Origin of the sequence: Nostoc sp., from assembly GCF_036917435.1 — a bacterium.
GTDB lineage: Bacteria > Cyanobacteriota > Cyanobacteriia > Cyanobacteriales > Nostocaceae > Nostoc.
On record NZ_JBALDM010000049.1, the window covers coordinates 24,553 to 42,201 of the forward strand.

The following is a 17,649-nucleotide window of genomic DNA, read 5'->3' on the forward strand; positions in this document are numbered from 1 at the left end:
TCTAAAATTGATTTACCCGCCAAAAGCGAAGGGAAAGGCTAGTTTCAGGGCGGCGGTTAATAGAAGATTAACCAAGCCAACTGGTAACAAAAACTTCCATCCTAAATCTAACAGTTGGTCAATCCGTACCCGTGGCACTGTCCAGCGCAACAGGATGGCGACAAACACTAGTAAATAGGCTTTGAAGACGGTCATTGTGATTCCCAAAGAAGCAGTTACTATCTGAAAGACGGGATTTAGTTCACTGACTCCCAGCCAACCAGCGATGAGGTTGAGGGGAATAGGAAAGTCCCAACCGCCCAGGTAAAGAATTGCTACTAGTAAGGAAGAAAGGATCAAGTTAACGTAAGAACCCAGGTAGAACAGACCGAATTTCATGCCTGAATATTCAGTTTGATAACCTGCGACGATTTCTTCTTCCGCTTCGGGTAAGTCAAAGGGTAAGCGTTCGCATTCCGCGAGGGCGGCTATCCAAAAGATTAGAAAACCGATTGGTTGTCGCCAAATGTTCCAGCCTAGAATGCCGTAGCCAGATTGCTGATTGACAATATCAACGGTGTCGAGGCTATTAGACATCATAGCGATCGCTAATACCGCTAAGGACAAAGGAATTTCATAACTAATAGATTGCGCTGCTGCCCGCAAGCCCCCTAAAAGGGAGTATTTGTTATTAGATGCGTAGCCAGCCATCAGCAAGCCAATGGGTTGAATACTTGACAAGGCAATCCACAAGAATACGCCCATGCCGACATTGCTAATAACGATATGCTGCCCAAAGGGAACAATCAGGAACGACAGAAACACCGGAATTACAACAATAATTGGCCCGAGGGTAAACAGCCAGGGGTCAGATTTGGCTGGTACTATATCTTCTTTAAATACCAACTTCAAACCATCAGCTACAGGCACTAGCAACCCAAAAGGCCCCTGGTATTCTGGCCCAATTCGCTGCTGTGCGGAGGCAGAAATTTTCCGTTCTAGCCAAGTAGCAACTAATACCCCCACTGTTGCCCCAATCAGCATCAGTATCATGGGCAGGGGCATCCAAAGCAATTTGGCTGTTCCTGCTGGTAAACCTAAATCCCGGAGGGATTCAATAAAAGTTCCTTGGAGGTCAATTCCTGAGTTCATGTTTCCGCTCTTTAAGACATCGAGTCATGGTGAGTTACAACTATTAGTTAAGTTAATACCTGTAAATTCACGCATTTTTAATTTTTGCCCAGATGATGCTTGATAGAAGATTTGTCGCTAATTCCCATGCCTAGTATATCCTTGGATGGTTTTAGCCCTCTGAAGCGATATGAGAACTTCTACTTATGGTTGGCATTGGGATTGGCAATTGAGGGGATGGGGCAGGGGGAGATGAGGGAGATGAGGGAGTGAGGGAGATGAATTAATAACCAATACCCAATTCCCAATGCCCCATGCCCCATGCCCCATGCCCCATCCCCAATTACCGTTTTTCAATTGGGGTATAAGTAACTTCGTGCAAACCGTTGTAAACCTGGGTAGGGCGGAAAATCCGGTTTTCTGCTAGTTGTTCTTTCCAGTGGGCTAGCCAACCGGCAACGCGAGCGATCGCAAATATTGGCGTAAACAAGTCTGTAGGAATCCCCATCTTCCTGTACACCAAACCAGAGTAAAAGTCAATATTGGGATAAATTCCTTTGCTACCGAGTTTTTCTCCTACCACTCGTTCCATCTCTAGGGCAATGTCATAGAACTTGTCATGCCCAAACTTTTCAAACAGTTGCTCTGCTAAATCTTGTAAAATTATGGCTCGTGGGTCTTTTACTTTATACACACGATGTCCAAAGCCCATAATCTTAGATTTAGTTTCTAGACAATGCTCGATGTAGGGACGGACATTTTCTACAGAGCCAATTTTTTCCAACATCTGAATTACTTCTTCATTGGCTCCACCATGCAGGGGCCCTCCCAAAGTTCCCACAGCGCTAGCAACCACAGCATAAGGATCGGTCAAGGTGGAAGCTGTCACCCTGGCACTGAAGGTAGAAGCATTCATTGTATGCTCAACCTGAAGTATCAAGCAGATATCAAAAATCCGCGCCATTAAAGGATCGGGTTCTCGCTCATCGAGCATGTATAGAAAGTTGGACGAATAATCTAAGTCATCACGGGGACGTACCGGATCATTACCTTTTCGCATCAGTTGGAACGCCGCCACCATCGTCGGAATGGTTGCTATCAGGCGCACTACTGAATCTCGAATGTAGGCAGGATTATGTAAATCCCGGAGTGAATAAAACAAGCCTAAAGCCGCAGCAGAGGCTTGTAAGGCATCCATTGGGTGGCCGCTTTCTGGAAAGCATTTCATCATGTCCCGAATGCGGTATTTTATCCGCCGGTGGTAACGAACTTCATGTTCAAATGCTTCCAGTTCTTCGTTTCTTGGCAGTTCACCCCAAATCAAGAGATAAGCAGTTTCCAGGAATGTACTTTTTTCTGCTAGTTCCTCAATTCGGATGCCACGATATTCTAGTATTCCTTTTTGCCCATCAACATAGCTGATACTTGATTGAGCGGCGGGAATGCCTTCTAAACCAGGCTTGTATTCGCACACCATCATGGCACCACCATTTGCTTTTTGAAATATCTGATCAAGCTAACTTACCAGAAATTTATTGTCGCCATAACAGTAGCCGTTCTAACAACAATCGAAAATGTTGACAAACTGTTATAGCAGGTACTTGGGTGGTGTCAACCAAAACATCTGACTACGACCCAGAGGAGAACCTGTTTCTGGTAGTTTTATCCCAATCATACCTGCTTTTTTCAAGACTAAGCTTGCTTTGACTTCTCCCCACAGAAGAATTTCTGCCCAATTGGTCAAATTAGGTTCGTGTCCAACCAGCGCCAGTTGGGTATTTTCGGAATAATTTCTTGGTTCTAACCAGTCTTTGAGCCAACTAGAGATTTCACCATCGGGGGCGAGGTGGCTAGATTCCTCTAACTTAGGGCTTAGTTTTTCTTCTATAAGGATTTCAGCCGTTTGGCGGGCCCGCACTAAGGGGCTGGTGAGAATTAAATCAAAGCTTAAACTCAATTTAACAAGTTTCTGAGCAACTTTCTCAGTTTTTTGCCTTCCTTCTTTGGTTAGGCTGCGTTCCTCATCCTTGATGTCTAATCCCTGTTCTTCGGCGATGCCATGACGAATTAAGTATAGTTCCATACTTTGTATTATGAGTGAGCGGTTAGGTTACTCTTAGGCAATGTTAGAACGCTATCCACCACTTAGCAATCTGTCATACTCTGGATGTGACCCAATCCAAAACCAGACAAAATTATCATCTTCTTTTACAGCAAGCGCCCGATAATATATACCAATACGCACTGACCAAAACTGACCGACTTTTTTGAAATGCAATGATGGATATTTGGGATCTTTCCGAATAAACTCGTAACATCGATCAGCAAGCTCTTGGATATCAATTGGTAACTGGCGATAGTAATACCAAAAATCTGGGGTTGCTCAATGTTTCACAGATCGGTACAACGCCCTTCTTGGAAATGTTTGAGTGCTTTCTCTGCCAATGCATCTAACCGACCAGCAGAGCTTTAATTGCTCATCTTCTGGTGCTGCAATAACATGACCAGCAGCAATAAAGCCACTAGGTTCATTGCCAATATTTCCGCTTCTCTGAAAGTAAGCTCTATCTCCAACCTGTATAAATCTAGAATTCCAGCAACTCCAAGATGTTTCGTAGTTAGTATTGTCCTGACCAAATTTCTGATTTTATCAAGGCAGGAAGTTCTCTATTTTTAACAATTCCTTTTGCACTGTAATATTCTGCTTCACCGTTGCAAAGAAAAATTATAGTTTCCATCAGAAATAAAATTGACTAATCATGATTATCATGATGCTAGCCATTTATCATACTAAATATAAGCCGTATATTTACTCAATTTATAGGATGGCGTAACGATCGTTATAGGGGAAATAAGCTTACGGTTATTGGTCAGCGTTAGGATAAAAGTCTAAATCTAAAATCTCATCAACAGAAAAGGGAGAGGCGATCGCAAAGTTATCTTCTGATAAACTTGTTTCCACCATTGCCTCGCGCCGCGCTCTTTGATAGGTAGTATTTATCCACTCGGCATCATTTAAAAAACGTCGTAAGCTGGGACTTTCTTGCAGCAATTCGTCTATATTCAGTCGCTCACGGGTAATGGTCACTTGCCAACTGTGACTGCGACGTTCTGGTTGATACTTCCACTTCAGCAAATGCGATAATACCAACCGCAACGCACTTTGCAACGCCCGTTGTTGACTCTTACCCAAGTCCACCACTTCCTCAATTAAGTTTTCTAAATCTAGGGTGTCCCACTGGTGCGATCGCAAAAGCTCTGCTGTCTGCTCTACCCAAGCATAAAAATCTTGCTCATACAGAGTTTGTAACATTTGCAGTTCTATAATTTTCATAGAATTCTTCTTTTACAAATAATATTAGGCACAAACTACATTCTCAATCTGTTCAACCTCTGTGTAAAGATAAAAATTCCCGACTTTTATAAAAAGTCGGGAAATATGTTTATCACGAATGATTTAGGGATGCTATCTAAGCAAATACTTTGACTGCTGCATGAGTTAGGAGTTCTCCCCATCTCCTTAATCTCCCTTTACTCCGACTGAATCGGGTTGTCTCTAGGGTTAACTAACCTCAGCAGTTTTTGCTTAATTTGAGCGTCGAATACTTCCCATTTCATTTTCGCATAAGCGGAATTTTCGTTACTGCCAGATAAGAAGCCCATCGGAATTTCAAAGCCGCCTGCGCTTGTCCTTCCACCACCGAAAAAGCGCCCGGCACTATCTTGTCCAAAGGCTTCTTTGATGAATTCATCAGGATCAAGGGTCAGTTTGCTAGTTCTCAAGGAACCGATGACTATTTCTAGTTCATCGTCTTCATCGTGAACAATACCGTAAACTACTGCGGTGTGGACGTTTTCTTCGGTAACGAGAAAATCAGCCGCTTGGGGGATGGCATCGCGGTCTTCGTAGCGTAAGTAACCGACACCAGCAATGGAAAAGTTATTTTGGACGATGCGATTTTTTAGCGATCGCTCGATCACATCCATTACCCGCTTAGAGCGGTTCGCCTGTAAAATAGCATTCAGCAGTTGAGCGTCATAAAATCGGCTTAAATATGCAGCTGCCATAAAGTCTTCTTCTTGGGCTTGCATTAACCGATTTGTATCCGATCGCAAACCGTGCATCAAGGCAGTAGCACATTTGACGTGTTGATTTATGCTGCTATCTAATGCCAATAACCCTGTTTGCAGGTATTGCGTAAAAATTGTTGCCGTTGCCCTTGCATAAGGGCGGATATCCTCAAACTCTGAATGCAGATCGCCTTGGATACTGTGATGGTCGATAAGTACCACTAAGGGAATTTTAGCCTGCTGCACTGCTGATAGTAGCTGTGATGTGGTTCCCTGGTTATCAATTAATACAAAACCTTGATAAGATGACAAATCTTTGGTCTTCAAGGTTTGCGTTGTCCAGCGTTGAATAGGTAAGTTAGTCAGTCTCACCAAGGCAATATTTTCTTGATGGCTCAATGCGCCAGCATAAATAATTTCGCATTTGATATCATATTGCTGGGCAATCAACTGGTAAGCCCATGCACAAGAAAGGGCATCAGGGTCAGGAAAATCTTGCAGAATTATCAGTTGGCGATCGTGTCGATGTGCCAAAAGGGTTTTTTGCAGTTCTTCTGACTTTTGTTGTGCCAGAGAATTACCACGGTGACTGAGAAATATAGCCCCCTCACCTACCGATGGCGGTAATGATGGACTTTTAAATGCAACTTCCACTGGCGTTTTCTCGATTTCAGGTTCCTCTGGGTTTGGCTCTGCTGTGGTCAATGACAAACTCTCAAACTGAGTAACGGGAGAATTCAAATACATAGGGAACTTTTTTAAAGTGTGAGGCTCCTTTAATTCAGAAATACTAAGATCAGCAATTCACTGAATTTAGCCACATTATTTTGATCTTCGCAAAAATATGAAGACATTGCACTATATATCTAAGTATATTTTTTGTCAGTCACAGGGCTTGACATCAATTAAATACCACTAGAGGGTGGATGAGTGCTAAAAACAAGGAAGTTTTATATATCGGGCTGTATCTGTCAGCATAAATCTATTTGAGGAGCTTTTTTTCTTCCTTAAATTGAATTCACAGTATTTTTATCTGACTTAGGGTATACTTTTTATCTTGGACTTTAGGGTTAGTCTTTGATATTTAAAATATTCTTATGCTCAATAATCTCATTATTGTGACTATTGAGCAATTAACAATTATTTTTCATTAACAACGCCTGTTGATATCCCCTAGTACTTACGCACTATACAAAAGATTTATGTTGTATATTAGTGTAAGTACGTCACTTCAGCTTCTTATTAATCATTTTTTAATAGGAACTAGACCTGCGCGGTAGGGGCAATTCATGAATTGCCCCTATGACAGATGTGGTTTTTTAAATCACTCATATTTACGTTAATCAATTGCACCTGTCTACGAGACGCGATCGCTTCGTAGCAAATCATATAGCCGCCAATTTCTCAGCACTCCGTGACTAAAGTTATTGGCTCTGTCACAAAGCAAGAAGGCATTTCTTCTTTATCCTGCGATCCTCTATAATTTTTGCTCAAAGACCTATGACATACTTTTGCCATTCTGTATGCAGTCCACTCTTAAGATGTTTGCTGACCTCGAAATAGAGGCTGCTATAAGGTTGGCGGGGAGGATGACGTAAAGGCATGTGAGCTTCATGGGGAGTTCGACTACCTTTTTTAACGTTGCAACGGACACAAGCTGTCACAATGTTCTCCCAGGTATCACCCCCGCTGCGCGATCGCGGCATTACATGGTCTAGAGTCAACTCATCTCCTGTGTAACCACAGTATTGACAGGCATGACCATCACGGTGCAAGATATTTCGGCGAGTCAGAGGAATTTCTTTATAAGGAACACGCACGTAATGACGCAACCGAATTACAGTCGGCAATGGAAAATCCGAGTACAAGAATTTACCGTTGTGTTCTACGCGTTCTGCTTTGCCTTTAATTAACAGAACCACAGCACGCCGCCAACTCGTTATATTGAGAGGTTCGTAAGATGCGTTTAAGACTAAAACCTTCCCCATTTATCTGCGCTCAGGGTGTTAGCTTTACATAAATGTTAACACAAATACACCCTGCTAGGGAGATGAGAATAAATTATACTTTCGACAGAATTCGGCAATTAAGTTATGAGTTAGGAGTTAGGAGTGAATATTTAGGAGTTTGGAAGTAAAACTTCTCACCTGATGCAAAGAGTTTTACGTAGACTAATACAAATAACACAGCAAAAAGCCGAGCTATAAGATTTACTTCTAGCTCCTAACTCATAAATAAATATTAACTTTTAATTTACTCCTGTAATATCTTGTATCAATTTTAATATGAAGGTTAAACTTCCTATTTAATCTGATCTCGCTTTTAGGAGCGTGTATAGATAGATAGCTTGAAAGTTTAGCCGTGGTGGGATAGGAGTCAATATAAATGTTAAGTCGCAAACAAATCCCTGGTGTAGTTCCTAATCAGCAGTGCGATACCTACGCGTGGTTTTCGCAACGAGCTTGGGTAGAAATTGATTTAGGGGCGTTGTCGCATAACGTACAGCAATTGGTGCAGTTTTTATCGCCGCGTACCCAGTTGATGGCAGTAGTAAAAGCTGATGCCTATGGACATGGAGCGGTAACAGTGGCCCAAACTGTAATTCAATCGGGAGCTAGTTGGCTGGGAGTCGCTACAGTTCCTGAAGCTATTCAATTGCGAGAAGGCGGGATTGAAGCACCCATTTTGATTTTAGGAGCAACTCATACATCAGAGCAGATTCATGCGATCGCACATTGGAATCTTCAACCCACACTCTGTAGTCCTAAACAAGCTTTGGTGTTTTCTGATACTCTAGAATCCATGAATCATGGTTCCCCAGTGCCCGTACACATCAAATTAGATACGGGAATGTCTAGGTTAGGAACTAATTGGCAGCAAGCTGGTGAATTTGTGCAATTAGTGCAGCGCTTACCACATCTATCTATTGCCAGTATTTATTCTCATTTGGCAACAGCAGATGATCCTGATACTACGGTCATGGAAGAACAGCATAGACGATTTGAGGAAGCGATCGCTCAAATTAAAGCAATGGGAATCGAAGTGCCTTGCTTGCACTTGGCAAATTCTGCGGCTGCACTCACAAATCCGGCATTGCACTACGACATTGTGCGAGTCGGGTTAGCTGTTTACGGACTCTACCCAGCAACCCATTTACAAAATGCGATCGATCTCAAGCCCGTTTTGCAACTTAAAGCACGAGTTACCCAAGTTAAAACAATTGCCAAAGGAACTGCCGTTAGCTACGGGCATAAATTTATTGCCCCGCGTGAACTTCGCCTCGCTGTCGTAGGAATTGGTTATGCTGACGGCGTTCCTCGTAGTCTTTCTAACAAAATGCAGGTGTTAATTCGCGGTCAGAGGGTATCGCAAATTGGGACAATTACAATGGATCAGTTGATGCTGGATGTGAGTGCCATACCCAATATTCAAGAAGGAGAAGTAGTCACTTTGCTAGGGGAAGAGGGAAAAGAACAGATTTCAGCAGACGATTGGGCAGAACAATTAAATACTATCTCCTGGGAAATTCTCTGTGGCTTTAAGCATCGTCTACCTCGTGTTGCAGTTATTTAATGGGGAATGGGGCATTGGGCATTGGGCATTGGGCATTGGGCATTGGGCATTGGGCATTATTATTCTGCTGGTTTGCCCTATTCCCAAAAATAATTTCTTATGGTAAGATATTAAACTGATGCGGATATGGCGAAATTGGCAGACGCGCTAGATTTAGGTTCTAGTTCCGAAAGGAGTGAAGGTTCAAGTCCTTTTATCCGCACTTTTGATTTTGCGATCGCCCATTTATTGGGTGATATAAAACCTGAAGACAATCATCTCTCATGGGAATTGCTGCGATGTCTACTCATTGACGTTTTTTCTTATGAGTGATGTAAAAATAACTTAAACAATAATTAAGCAGGAATTCTGGGCTTAATTAGGTAGTTCCATTCACCACGAAAAGAGTTCGGCATTCGCTCTTTTTCTTCAATCTGTGGTGCTATATTTAGTCATTGTAGTGTACCCTGTGAATTGGCTGCTGCACTTAGATGGATCTTGAAGCGGGACATTATGTAAAACCGTGTCCTATTTGTGGTAATAAGACACGGTTTCATAAAAGTATTTAATTATAATATTACGAAAATCAAAGTAAGATTTGATTTATACCAAATTAATCCATTTACTGAGATTTGTTTCCTGGTTGATTAACTTTCTCTGTTGTCGGAAAGATTTGGCGATCGCAGTTTGTCTTTTCTTGAGTTAGTGCGATCGCACTAAAGAAAATGGCACTTCCCACAGCCAAGGCTACCATAGGACGTTTGAGCAAGACAAAATCTCTGATAATCCTGGCTAAAGGTCGGCTTTGACGACGTAGCGAGGAAGCAATCATTAATTGTCTCCAAGTAAACGGATCCCGCACATAATGACCGCTTTGGCAAACTACTAGCCTTTCCTGGCAATAGGGACAGCAAAATAAGCCCATGCGCGTTTTAATTGGTTTGGGTGTGGCATTTCTTTGGCAAATTGGGCAAGTAACATAATGATTATCAAAGGTGTGTATATTCATTTACCTCGTCCGCCTAGTCCATTTACTCGCTCTATAAGAATAGCTATATTGAATTGAGATCAATACTTAGCAGACTTCCAAGTATGGTCTGAGAACAGCCATAAATCATATATATATTGTATTACTACCAAAGATGGATCAATGGTCGCAACACGAGTATAGCTAGATTTAGGCAAGGATGACTCCTAGTTAATGCTTGCAGGTGCGTCCACCTAGCCGACAAAAACTTGGTTGTCTCTGTCAAAAATAGTGTTAGCCCTAACTTGCACTCCACTAACGATCTTTAAACCCTCAGATAACAATTGTCTCCTATTTAACCATTCTCCCCACAAAAATTTTGCACAATGACATCTTTTGCTAAAGCTTTGTAAATCAAGCAAATAAAGTCTACTTGTCTCGTTGCTAAATAATGGCTCACAATGATAAGTAACAGATAAAAATTTAAATTTTTTCTTACATTTACCCCGCCTCTCAATGACTCTCCTGCCTCCCACTCAACTGAGGAAGGTAACGGAACAACCTGCATTTCCTACACCTTCTACTCATTTAACTGACCTAATTAATCGTTTTCAACCATCCCCAGAAACACTTGTCCTGTTTTTAGCCATGCTCATTGGCGGTGGTACGGGTATGGGTGTAGTCACCTTTCACTATTTAATCCAGTTGATTCACAAATTGATGCTGGAAAATTTAATGGGTCAAATTGGTGTCTGGGGTGCTTGGACTTTAGCCTGCGTTCCCACTCTTGGCGGGTTAATCGTTGGCTTGATGCGCTGGCGCACTCAAGACTTTGGCCCTGGACTTTCATCTCTCATCGCCGCCTCTCAGGGAACAGAGATTAAGCGTCCACTACGACCGGTAACGAAAATGCTGGCTGCATCTGTTTCTTTGGGGAGTGGTGCTTCCTTGGGGCCAGAGGGGCCAAGTGTGGAAATTGGCGCAAATTTTGGGATGTTGTTTTCTGAAATCCTGAATGTATCTCAAGAACGACAACGTTTGCTTTTAGGTGCTGGCGCGGCGGCTGGACTTGCGGCTGGATTTAATGCTCCCATTGCTGGAGTATTTTTTGCCCTAGAGGTGGTTATGGGAGCGACATCTTTCGCTACTTCTGGTGTGAGTGTGGTGCTGTTAGCGGCGGTGGTAGCAGCATTAATTGCCCAAATTGGTTTGGGCGCACAACCTGCTTTTGATTTACCCGCTTACCAAGTCCGCAGTCCTTTAGAATTACCTCTTTATCTGGGTTTGGGTTTAGGGGCAAGCCTTGTTTCTCTGGCTTATACGCAATCAATTCGTTTAGCAAAAGCCTGCTTTGCTGGAAAGGTTCCAGGTTTTGCCTTTTTGGGACGCATTCCTGAGCCGATTCATCCAATTATTGGCGGTGTGATAATTGGCGCAGTTGCTTTGCATTTCCCGCAAATCTTGGGCGTGGGTTATGAAACTGTAGAAGCGATGCTTCAGGATGTGGAGTTTCCCCTTTCCCTGTTGGTGGTGCTGTTGGTGGTGAAGCTACTGATGACTGCAATTAGCGCGGGTAGTGGTTTCATTGGTGGTTTGTTTGCACCAGCTATGTTTTTAGGTGCTTCTTTTGGTTCAGCTTACGCCAAAATTTTGGCCGTGACATTCCCAGCTATTTGCGATCAAATGGCGGCTCCCCCAGCTTACGCAATGGTGGGAATGGCAGCAGTACTAGCTGCTAGTGTCAGAGCGCCGTTAACGGCTATTTTAATGCTGTTTGAATTAACCCGCGACTATCGGATTGTTTTACCGTTGATGGCAGCTGTGGGTTTGAGTGTTTGGTTAGTGGAAAGGATTAAACCGACTTTTAACTCTAACTCTAATTTACAACAAATTGGTCTTTCAGAATTGAAAGATGAACAAGCGGAAATTGTGCAGCACATTTTGGTAGAAGATGCCATGCACCCTTATCCAAAAAAGTTATCTGCAACTCTTGGAGTTTTAGATGCAGCTGTGGAAATGATCCGCGATCGCTCGCGGAGTGCTTTAGTAATTGATGCAGCCGAGCAATTAGTTGGTATACTTTCTCTGGAAGATATTAACCGTGCCCTTGCTCTTTGGCAAACTTACCCAAGTTCGGTAACTGAAATTCCAGATAATTTATCCAGTCAAACCCTGATAGATATTTGTACCACTGAAATCCTCTATGCATGGCAGGATGAACTATTATCTGAAGCTTTAGACCGGATGAGTCTTAGAGGTTTAAATCAATTACCAGTGGTAGCACGAGATAAACCCGATTGCATTTTGGGTTTACTAGAAAGAGAGCAAATTGCCTTAACCTGCAATTTAGCCGTTACGCGCAAAGCGCTTCGTCACTATTTACCAGTACTACCCACCACAGATATAGTTATTAGTCATTAGTCATTGGTTTTCACAAAGGACAAATGACAATTGACTAATGACCATCTATATTTATTAAGCTGTGGCTTCTATAGTTTCATCACCTTCCCGATCTTCTGGATCTACCTGTCTCAGACGAATGTGCTTTTTGCCTAAAGTGATGATGAACTCATCTCCTGGTTGCAGATTCATCTGTTTTGTATAAGCTGAACCTATAAGTAAGTTACCATTCGATTGCACACTAATTCTATAGCTAGCACTACGTCCACCACGCCCATTAGCGCTGGGTGTACTGTCCAACTGAATGCCTTCAGCATCAATTAGGGCATTTAAGAACTTCATCATATTGACGCGCTCTATACCGTTTTTGGTAACGGTATAGTAGCCGCACTTCTTGGCTTTGTCTTCTTTGCTCTCGCTCTCTAGCTCTTTGACTTTTTTGAGCAGTTCATCACCGAGTAGGGGTTCAATTTTTTTCAGTTTAGGCATCAACTTAGGTCGAAAATGAATGTTTGAAGTGTTGGAATCGATTTTATTTTAGCTGAGGTTGAGCTAATAGGAACATAATCCTTTAGTTTTTATCTCAACCTAGCCAAGTATATTACACTCAGATGCACAATTGTTATGCCATTAACAATATTGTCAAGACAATCTATTTTAGAAAATGCTGGCAATGCTGATAACTATATATATAGTTTGTAAATCACTGCTAAGATACATGTTTAAGTTTTCTAAACTAACGCTCAAAAGCTTATTTATTTGCTGAGGATGATAACTGAGTTACAGAATGATAAGTAAAACTGATCCTTAGTTATTGGTCATTAGTTATTTACAAAGGAAAAATGACAAAAGACAAACAACAAAACTTGCCAAAATGAAACTAACTACCAAAGGACACTATAGTGTCAAGGCGTTGCTAGATTTAAGTTTACAGCCAAAATATGGGCCTGTATCTGTGAGAGCGATCGCTAAACGCCAAGATATCCCTGCTCCTTACCTCGAAAAATTACTAATAGAAATGCGTCGTGCGTCAATAGTTAAATCAATTCGAGGTAGCATTGGCGGATACCAATTGGCAAGAGAGCCTGCACAAATATCTATAGGACAAATTTTAGAAGCAGTTGGCGAGACTAGCCATTTACCCCATCACACCCCAGCGCCTACACAAGCTGAAGATTGGGTAACATTTAGCCTTTGGCAGAGACTCAACCAAAAGCTCAAGGAAGCTTTGTACAGTATTACTCTGGCAGACCTTTATTACGATGCTCGTAGCTGGCAAGCTTCCCTTGGGGAAGAAGCTAGTTTTGTGGTTTAGTCAAGAGTGGAGCCGGAGACGCTCCGCCTCCGGTCAATAGTCTAAATATTGCTCCTTAACTCTTGACTCGTGATTCATGACCAATAGCATCTATATCTTAATAATTGCTGCATTTTTAGATTACTTAATTGGCGATCCTTGGGATTGGCCTCATCCAGTGCAGATTATGGGTTGGGTAATTTCTCGCCTAAGCAAATTTTTTCTCCAAGTGTGTAAAAATCCTCTCACACAACGCCTAGCCGGAATTGTACTAGGTATTATCCTAATAATTGGTAGCGGTCTTGTTGGTTTTTTGATTATTCAAAGTGCTAAATTGATTCATCCTTTGTTGGGAATTGCAATAGATACTATTCTTTTAGCTAGTTGCTTTGCTGGTAGAAGTTTACGAGCAGCAGCAGTGGCTGTTTTACAACCTTTAACAACCGGAGATTTAGAGAAAACTCGGAAGATTTTAAGTAATTACGTTGGTCGAGATACCCAAAACCTCTCACAAGCAGAAATTTTACGAGCCGTTTTAGAAACGGTTGCAGAAAATGCCACCGATGGAGTGATGGCTCCACTTTTTTTTGCAATTGTTGGTGTCTTTGTGCCAATTGTGGGGCCAACTCCCTTAGCTTTAGCATACAAAGCCAGCAGTACCCTTGATTCGATGGTGGGATACCGAGAAGCACCCTATACTTATTTGGGATGGTTCTGTGCGCGGTTGGAAGATTATTTGACTTGGCTTCCTTGTCGGTTAACAGTTGTAACTCTGGCGCTGTTATCAGGTAAACCGAAAGATGTTTGGCGAATTTGTCGTCGAGATGCAATTAACGATCCTAGTCCCAACTCTGGCTGGAGTGAGTGCGTCTATGCTGCTTTTTTGGGCGTACAGATGGGGGGTACAAATTGGTATCGTGGGGTAGCTAAGTACAAACCACTGCTAGGAGATGCAATTTATCCCATTACTGTAACTTCTATTCACAATGCTTTGCAGCTAACTCGATCTTGTTTTTTGCTATGGTTAGGCATAGCGATCGCAATATTCTTAATACTCCCAAACAATTAATGATAAATGTAGAGTTAGCAATTAAGAATCGCGTCTCCCACTTTTTGTACAGACAAAGATTTTTCGCGTCTCTCCTAACTCCTATCGGATAATTCCCTATGTCTGCCAAAGTAGTTGAAATTCTCTCATCCGAAGAAATCCGTCGTACCTTAACTCGCCTAGCTTCTCAAATTGTGGAAAGGACACGTGATTTGTCTCAACTCGTGCTTCTTGGTATTTATACCAGGGGTGCATTACTCGCCGAATTGTTGGCGCGTCAGATTGAGACGTTGGAAGGTGTTGCTGTGTCAGTTGGCGCTTTAGACATTACATTTTATAGAGATGACCTTGACAAAATTGGATTGCGGACTCCAACAAAAAGCGAAATTCCTTTTGATCTGACAGGGAAAACGGTTGTACTCGTGGATGATGTGATTTTCAAAGGACGGACAATTCGTGCTGCTTTGAACGCTGTCAATGACTACGGTAGACCAGAAGTGATTCGTTTAGCTGTATTAGTAGATAGAGGCCATCGAGAATTACCAATCCACCCAGATTTTACTGGCAAAAAGTTGCCTACTGCTAAAGAAGAAGTTGTGAAAGTTTATCTACAAAATTCCGATGGACGAGATGCAGTAGAGTTGATTGGAGATTAAGAGACGCGATTAATCGCGTCTTTTTGATGAGAGAATTATTGCAGTAGCGATCGCCATCTAAAAAAGATCGCAGAAGAACAGGGTATAGCGGTTCTCAGTTGAGTGAGGTACAAGAACCCCACCCCCAACCCCCTCCCCGCCAGCGAGGAGGGGGCTATGACGTACCTTCATGTGATTAGGAAAAGCTATAAATGCCTTTCCTCTAATACTTAATAAGCAGACTCACAGAAAATTATGAATGTGAGACTCAAATATCGGATTATGTATTCCTAACTAATTACCGATATCTTCATTCCAAAGTTCCGGGTTAGTTTCAATAAACTCACTCATCATTTGTTCGCATTCATCAAGATTAAGATCGATTACTTCCACACCGTGAGATACCATAAATTCTTTAGCACCAGGAAAAGTTTTGGATTCTCCGACGATGACCTTTTTAATGCCAAATTGTACCACTGCCCCAGCGCACAGGTAACACGGCATTAAGGTTGAATAGAGTATAGTACCTCTGTAGCTGCCAACTCTCCCAGCATTCCGAAGACAATCGATTTCGGCATGAGTGATAGGATCGCCGTCTTGCACACGTTTATTGTGTCCTCTGCCGAGAACTTTACCATCCTTGACGAGAACCGAACCAATGGGAATTCCACCTTCTTGTCTGCCTTGTTTTGCTTCTTGAATTGCAGTTTCCATAAACTTATCCATATTAATTATCCTTTTATGTCAAAACAACTTGTATTAATGGATCACGATGGTGGTGTAGATGATTATCTAGCAACTATGCTGCTGTTGACGATGGATAATATTGAACTCCTCGGTGTTGTTGTCACACCAGCAGATTGTTATGTCCAACCAGCTGTTAGCGCCACACGTAAAATTATAGATTTGATGGGATTTTCTCATATCTCGGTTGCAGAAAGTACTGTACGGGGTATCAATCCATTTCCTACTCTCTATCGCCGTGATTCGTTTATTGTTGACCATCTTCCCATTCTCAATCAAAGGGAAACCATAACTACGCCTCTGGTTGAAAAAACAGGTCAAGATTTCACGATCGAGGTGTTACGTAACGCATCAAGCCCGGTAACATTGATGGTAACTGGGCCGTTGACCACTGTAGCAGCAGCTTTGGATAAAGCACCTGATATTGAAGCCAAGATTCACAAAATTGTTTGGATGGGAGGTGCTTTGAATGTCCCCGGCAATGTGGAAAAAAGTTTAGAACCTGGACAAGATGGTTCCGCCGAATGGAATGTTTATTGGGACTCGGTTTCGGCGGCGCGGGTGTGGAAAACGAAAATTGAAATTATTATGTGTCCTTTGGATTTAACTAACAATGTTCCAGTTACATCAGAGTTAGTGCAAAAAATGGGGCGACAACGCGACTATCCCATCTCTGATTTAGCCGGACAATGTTATGCACTAGTTATCCCCCAAGATTATTATTTTTGGGATGTGTTGGCAACGGCTTATCTAGGACACCCAGAATTTTATCAATTGCGCCAATGGGAAACAGAAATTGTCACCACTGGAGTGAGTCAGGGGCGTACTAAAGTAGTTCCTGGTGGTCGGAAAATTTATGCAATGGATCAGGTTGACAAAGACGCTTTTTATGCTTACATCTTACAACAATGGGCATGTTAAATTTATTAATTAGTCAATAGTATAATCTGCGCTATTTAGACGATCGCAGTTATATCTGCCTTTAATCTCTTGATTGAAAAATCTGCCAACTGAGTCAGAGGTATGTAAATCTTCCCAAGTATCCTCGTCTACGCCTAAGTATTGATAAACAGATCCACTTTGAAACTCAACTTGCAAAATTTGCTCGTTGCGATCGTAGCCCACAGCGATCGCCATTGATGAGCTAACTGGTAACATAGCAATTGGTTCTTCCTCAAAGGGTAGTGCAGTCGTTTCAGCAATGGCCTCGTTCAGTTCTTGCAATCCTTCATAAGCTTGTATCGGTGCCGGAATTTCCAAAAACTCTAGTTCGTCACCTCGATCGAGCAACAACTGCAAATATCCATCAGAGTGAGCGATCGCTACTAAACTGCTCAAGTCTACCTTAGATAGCTTCATTAATTTTGCTCTCCTGTTGGCGTAATCGGGAGTGTTAAAGTTTTATGCAACACTTAAGTGCCTTAATAGTACAAATATACTGTTGAGGCACTTTGATGTCAAGTTTTTTTGCCAAGAGAGAATTTTAAGTAGTCGGACACAATTAAATTCATTGGTGGAGATAGGGAACAGTTTAGATGCTATTCAAGCCTTATTTAGCGCTATATTAGCAGCATCACGAAGTTTCGTTGAAGGGTACGATCTATTCAAAACTATCAAAAAATCTACAGTGTCGAAAAGAGTAAGCGTTTCGTTGCCAGACTTAACTCATGAAAAATTACAAAGATGGGCAGATATTGAGGGCACAAGCCTTGCCGATTTAGCAGCTTATTTGCTACGCCGTGACGTAGAACAAGCTGAAAAAGAAGGTAAGCTTAACTACCCTAATGAGAAAAAATAGTGTGTAAAAGCGTTTCCCTTACCTTAATTT

19 protein-coding genes and 1 tRNA gene are annotated in these 17,649 nt (G+C 42.1%); 8 read left to right on the plus strand and 12 right to left on the minus strand.

Annotated elements, in window-relative coordinates; all coding sequences use genetic code 11:
* Positions 1-12: 12 nt before the first annotated feature.
* The 8 genes from nuoH to V7K98_RS24495 form a co-directional block, all read right to left on the minus strand.
* Positions 13-1,131, minus strand: coding sequence for an NADH-quinone oxidoreductase subunit NuoH (nuoH, locus tag V7K98_RS24460; protein ID WP_335026604.1), 1,119 nt, complete (start codon positions 1,129-1,131; stop codon positions 13-15).
* A gap of 179 nt (positions 1,132-1,310) precedes the next feature.
* Entirely contained in the window at positions 1,311-1,433 is a 123-nt protein-coding gene (locus tag V7K98_RS24465; RefSeq protein WP_335026606.1) for a hypothetical protein, read from the minus strand.
* 20 nt (positions 1,434-1,453) lie between these two features.
* The gene (locus V7K98_RS24470) at positions 1,454-2,590 is read right to left on the minus strand and encodes a citrate synthase (RefSeq protein WP_335026609.1); all 1,137 of its coding nucleotides are present in this window, start codon (positions 2,588-2,590) and stop codon (positions 1,454-1,456) included.
* A 108-nt stretch (positions 2,591-2,698) separates the two neighbouring features.
* Positions 2,699-3,193: a phosphohistidine phosphatase SixA gene (gene sixA / locus V7K98_RS24475; protein ID WP_335026610.1), complete on the minus strand. Its 495-nt coding sequence runs from the start codon at positions 3,191-3,193 to the stop codon at positions 2,699-2,701.
* Positions 3,194-3,244: 51 nt separating this feature from the next.
* Entirely contained in the window at positions 3,245-3,454 is a 210-nt protein-coding gene (locus tag V7K98_RS24480) for a ParE family toxin-like protein (RefSeq protein WP_335026829.1), read from the minus strand.
* A 519-nt stretch (positions 3,455-3,973) separates the two neighbouring features.
* Positions 3,974-4,444, minus strand: a complete 471-nt coding sequence (locus tag V7K98_RS24485) for a DUF29 domain-containing protein (RefSeq protein WP_335026612.1) — start codon at positions 4,442-4,444, stop codon at positions 3,974-3,976.
* A 197-nt stretch (positions 4,445-4,641) separates the two neighbouring features.
* Entirely contained in the window at positions 4,642-5,928 is a 1,287-nt protein-coding gene (locus V7K98_RS24490; RefSeq protein ID WP_335026614.1) for a DHH family phosphoesterase, read from the minus strand.
* 743 nt (positions 5,929-6,671) lie between these two features.
* Entirely contained in the window at positions 6,672-7,169 is a 498-nt protein-coding gene (locus tag V7K98_RS24495; protein WP_335026616.1) for an HNH endonuclease, read from the minus strand.
* Between the two features lie 397 nt (positions 7,170-7,566).
* Here V7K98_RS24495 and alr point away from each other — a divergent pair, with 397 nt between their 5' ends.
* Both alr and V7K98_RS24505 read left to right on the plus strand, forming a co-directional pair.
* On the plus strand, positions 7,567-8,754 hold the full coding sequence (gene alr / locus V7K98_RS24500; protein ID WP_335026618.1) for an alanine racemase: 1,188 nt from the start codon (positions 7,567-7,569) through the stop codon (positions 8,752-8,754).
* Positions 8,755-8,874: 120 nt separating this feature from the next.
* Positions 8,875-8,956 (plus strand) — tRNA-Leu (locus V7K98_RS24505).
* Positions 8,957-9,355: 399 nt separating this feature from the next.
* Here the strand turns inward: V7K98_RS24505 and V7K98_RS24510 are convergent.
* Positions 9,356-9,742, minus strand: a complete 387-nt coding sequence (locus V7K98_RS24510; RefSeq protein ID WP_335026622.1) for a hypothetical protein — start codon at positions 9,740-9,742, stop codon at positions 9,356-9,358.
* 474 nt (positions 9,743-10,216) lie between these two features.
* Here V7K98_RS24510 and V7K98_RS24515 point away from each other — a divergent pair, with 474 nt between their 5' ends.
* Positions 10,217-12,121: a chloride channel protein gene (locus V7K98_RS24515; RefSeq protein WP_335026624.1), complete on the plus strand. Its 1,905-nt coding sequence runs from the start codon at positions 10,217-10,219 to the stop codon at positions 12,119-12,121.
* Between the two features lie 54 nt (positions 12,122-12,175).
* Here the strand turns inward: V7K98_RS24515 and V7K98_RS24520 are convergent, their stop codons facing one another.
* Positions 12,176-12,589 (minus strand): AbrB family transcriptional regulator, encoded by a 414-nt coding sequence (locus V7K98_RS24520; RefSeq protein WP_335026626.1) that lies wholly within the window; start codon positions 12,587-12,589, stop codon positions 12,176-12,178.
* A gap of 385 nt (positions 12,590-12,974) precedes the next feature.
* Between V7K98_RS24520 and V7K98_RS24525 the strand changes: the two genes are divergently transcribed.
* The 3 genes from V7K98_RS24525 (at position 12,975) to pyrR (ending at position 15,098) form a co-directional block, all read left to right on the plus strand.
* The gene (locus V7K98_RS24525) at positions 12,975-13,415 is read left to right on the plus strand and encodes an Rrf2 family transcriptional regulator (RefSeq protein ID WP_335026628.1); all 441 of its coding nucleotides are present in this window, start codon (positions 12,975-12,977) and stop codon (positions 13,413-13,415) included.
* A gap of 76 nt (positions 13,416-13,491) precedes the next feature.
* Positions 13,492-14,463 (plus strand): adenosylcobinamide-phosphate synthase CbiB, encoded by a 972-nt coding sequence (cbiB, locus tag V7K98_RS24530; protein WP_335026630.1) that lies wholly within the window; start codon positions 13,492-13,494, stop codon positions 14,461-14,463.
* 98 nt (positions 14,464-14,561) lie between these two features.
* Complete coding sequence (gene pyrR, locus V7K98_RS24535) at positions 14,562-15,098, plus strand: bifunctional pyr operon transcriptional regulator/uracil phosphoribosyltransferase PyrR (protein ID WP_335026632.1); 537 nt, start codon at positions 14,562-14,564, stop codon at positions 15,096-15,098.
* 273 nt (positions 15,099-15,371) lie between these two features.
* Here pyrR and V7K98_RS24540 read toward each other — a convergent pair whose 3' ends face one another.
* Positions 15,372-15,803 carry a nucleoside deaminase gene (locus V7K98_RS24540; protein ID WP_334886751.1) on the minus strand — a complete coding sequence of 144 codons (432 nt, stop codon included), beginning with the start codon at positions 15,801-15,803 and terminating at the stop codon, positions 15,372-15,374.
* A gap of 15 nt (positions 15,804-15,818) precedes the next feature.
* Between V7K98_RS24540 and V7K98_RS24545 the strand changes: the two genes are divergently transcribed.
* On the plus strand, positions 15,819-16,742 hold the full coding sequence (locus V7K98_RS24545) for a nucleoside hydrolase (RefSeq protein ID WP_335026635.1): 924 nt from the start codon (positions 15,819-15,821) through the stop codon (positions 16,740-16,742).
* A 9-nt stretch (positions 16,743-16,751) separates the two neighbouring features.
* On the opposite strand, the gene V7K98_RS24550 is transcribed toward V7K98_RS24545, so the two are convergent.
* Positions 16,752-17,180 carry a KTSC domain-containing protein gene (locus V7K98_RS24550; protein ID WP_335026637.1) on the minus strand — a complete coding sequence of 143 codons (429 nt, stop codon included), beginning with the start codon at positions 17,178-17,180 and terminating at the stop codon, positions 16,752-16,754.
* Positions 17,181-17,334: 154 nt separating this feature from the next.
* On the opposite strand from V7K98_RS24550, the gene V7K98_RS24555 reads away from it, so the two are divergent.
* Positions 17,335-17,619 (plus strand): ribbon-helix-helix domain-containing protein, encoded by a 285-nt coding sequence (locus V7K98_RS24555; protein ID WP_335026639.1) that lies wholly within the window; start codon positions 17,335-17,337, stop codon positions 17,617-17,619.
* The last annotated feature ends 30 nt before the right edge of the window (positions 17,620-17,649 follow it).

What these genes read in the sequence shown, in the direction of transcription:
- nuoH (WP_335026604.1), bottom strand. Translation starts at nt 1,131, where the DNA reads ATGAACTCAGGAATTGACCTCCAAGGAACTTTTATTGAATCCCTCCGG.
- V7K98_RS24465 (WP_335026606.1), bottom strand. Translation starts at nt 1,433, where the DNA reads ATGGGGCATGGGGCATTGGGAATTGGGTATTGGTTATTAATTCATCTC.
- V7K98_RS24470 (WP_335026609.1), bottom strand. Translation starts at nt 2,590, where the DNA reads ATGATGGTGTGCGAATACAAGCCTGGTTTAGAAGGCATTCCCGCCGCT.
- sixA (WP_335026610.1), bottom strand. Translation starts at nt 3,193, where the DNA reads ATGGAACTATACTTAATTCGTCATGGCATCGCCGAAGAACAGGGATTA.
- V7K98_RS24485 (WP_335026612.1), bottom strand. Translation starts at nt 4,444, where the DNA reads ATGAAAATTATAGAACTGCAAATGTTACAAACTCTGTATGAGCAAGAT.
- V7K98_RS24490 (WP_335026614.1), bottom strand. Translation starts at nt 5,928, where the DNA reads ATGTATTTGAATTCTCCCGTTACTCAGTTTGAGAGTTTGTCATTGACC.
- V7K98_RS24495 (WP_335026616.1), bottom strand. Translation starts at nt 7,169, where the DNA reads ATGGGGAAGGTTTTAGTCTTAAACGCATCTTACGAACCTCTCAATATA.
- alr (WP_335026618.1), top strand. Translation starts at nt 7,567, where the DNA reads ATGTTAAGTCGCAAACAAATCCCTGGTGTAGTTCCTAATCAGCAGTGC.
- V7K98_RS24510 (WP_335026622.1), bottom strand. Translation starts at nt 9,742, where the DNA reads ATGAATATACACACCTTTGATAATCATTATGTTACTTGCCCAATTTGC.
- V7K98_RS24515 (WP_335026624.1), top strand. Translation starts at nt 10,217, where the DNA reads ATGACTCTCCTGCCTCCCACTCAACTGAGGAAGGTAACGGAACAACCT.
- V7K98_RS24520 (WP_335026626.1), bottom strand. Translation starts at nt 12,589, where the DNA reads ATGCCTAAACTGAAAAAAATTGAACCCCTACTCGGTGATGAACTGCTC.
- V7K98_RS24525 (WP_335026628.1), top strand. Translation starts at nt 12,975, where the DNA reads ATGAAACTAACTACCAAAGGACACTATAGTGTCAAGGCGTTGCTAGAT.
- cbiB (WP_335026630.1), top strand. Translation starts at nt 13,492, where the DNA reads ATGACCAATAGCATCTATATCTTAATAATTGCTGCATTTTTAGATTAC.
- pyrR (WP_335026632.1), top strand. Translation starts at nt 14,562, where the DNA reads ATGTCTGCCAAAGTAGTTGAAATTCTCTCATCCGAAGAAATCCGTCGT.
- V7K98_RS24540 (WP_334886751.1), bottom strand. Translation starts at nt 15,803, where the DNA reads ATGGATAAGTTTATGGAAACTGCAATTCAAGAAGCAAAACAAGGCAGA.
- V7K98_RS24545 (WP_335026635.1), top strand. Translation starts at nt 15,819, where the DNA reads ATGTCAAAACAACTTGTATTAATGGATCACGATGGTGGTGTAGATGAT.
- V7K98_RS24550 (WP_335026637.1), bottom strand. Translation starts at nt 17,180, where the DNA reads ATGAAGCTATCTAAGGTAGACTTGAGCAGTTTAGTAGCGATCGCTCAC.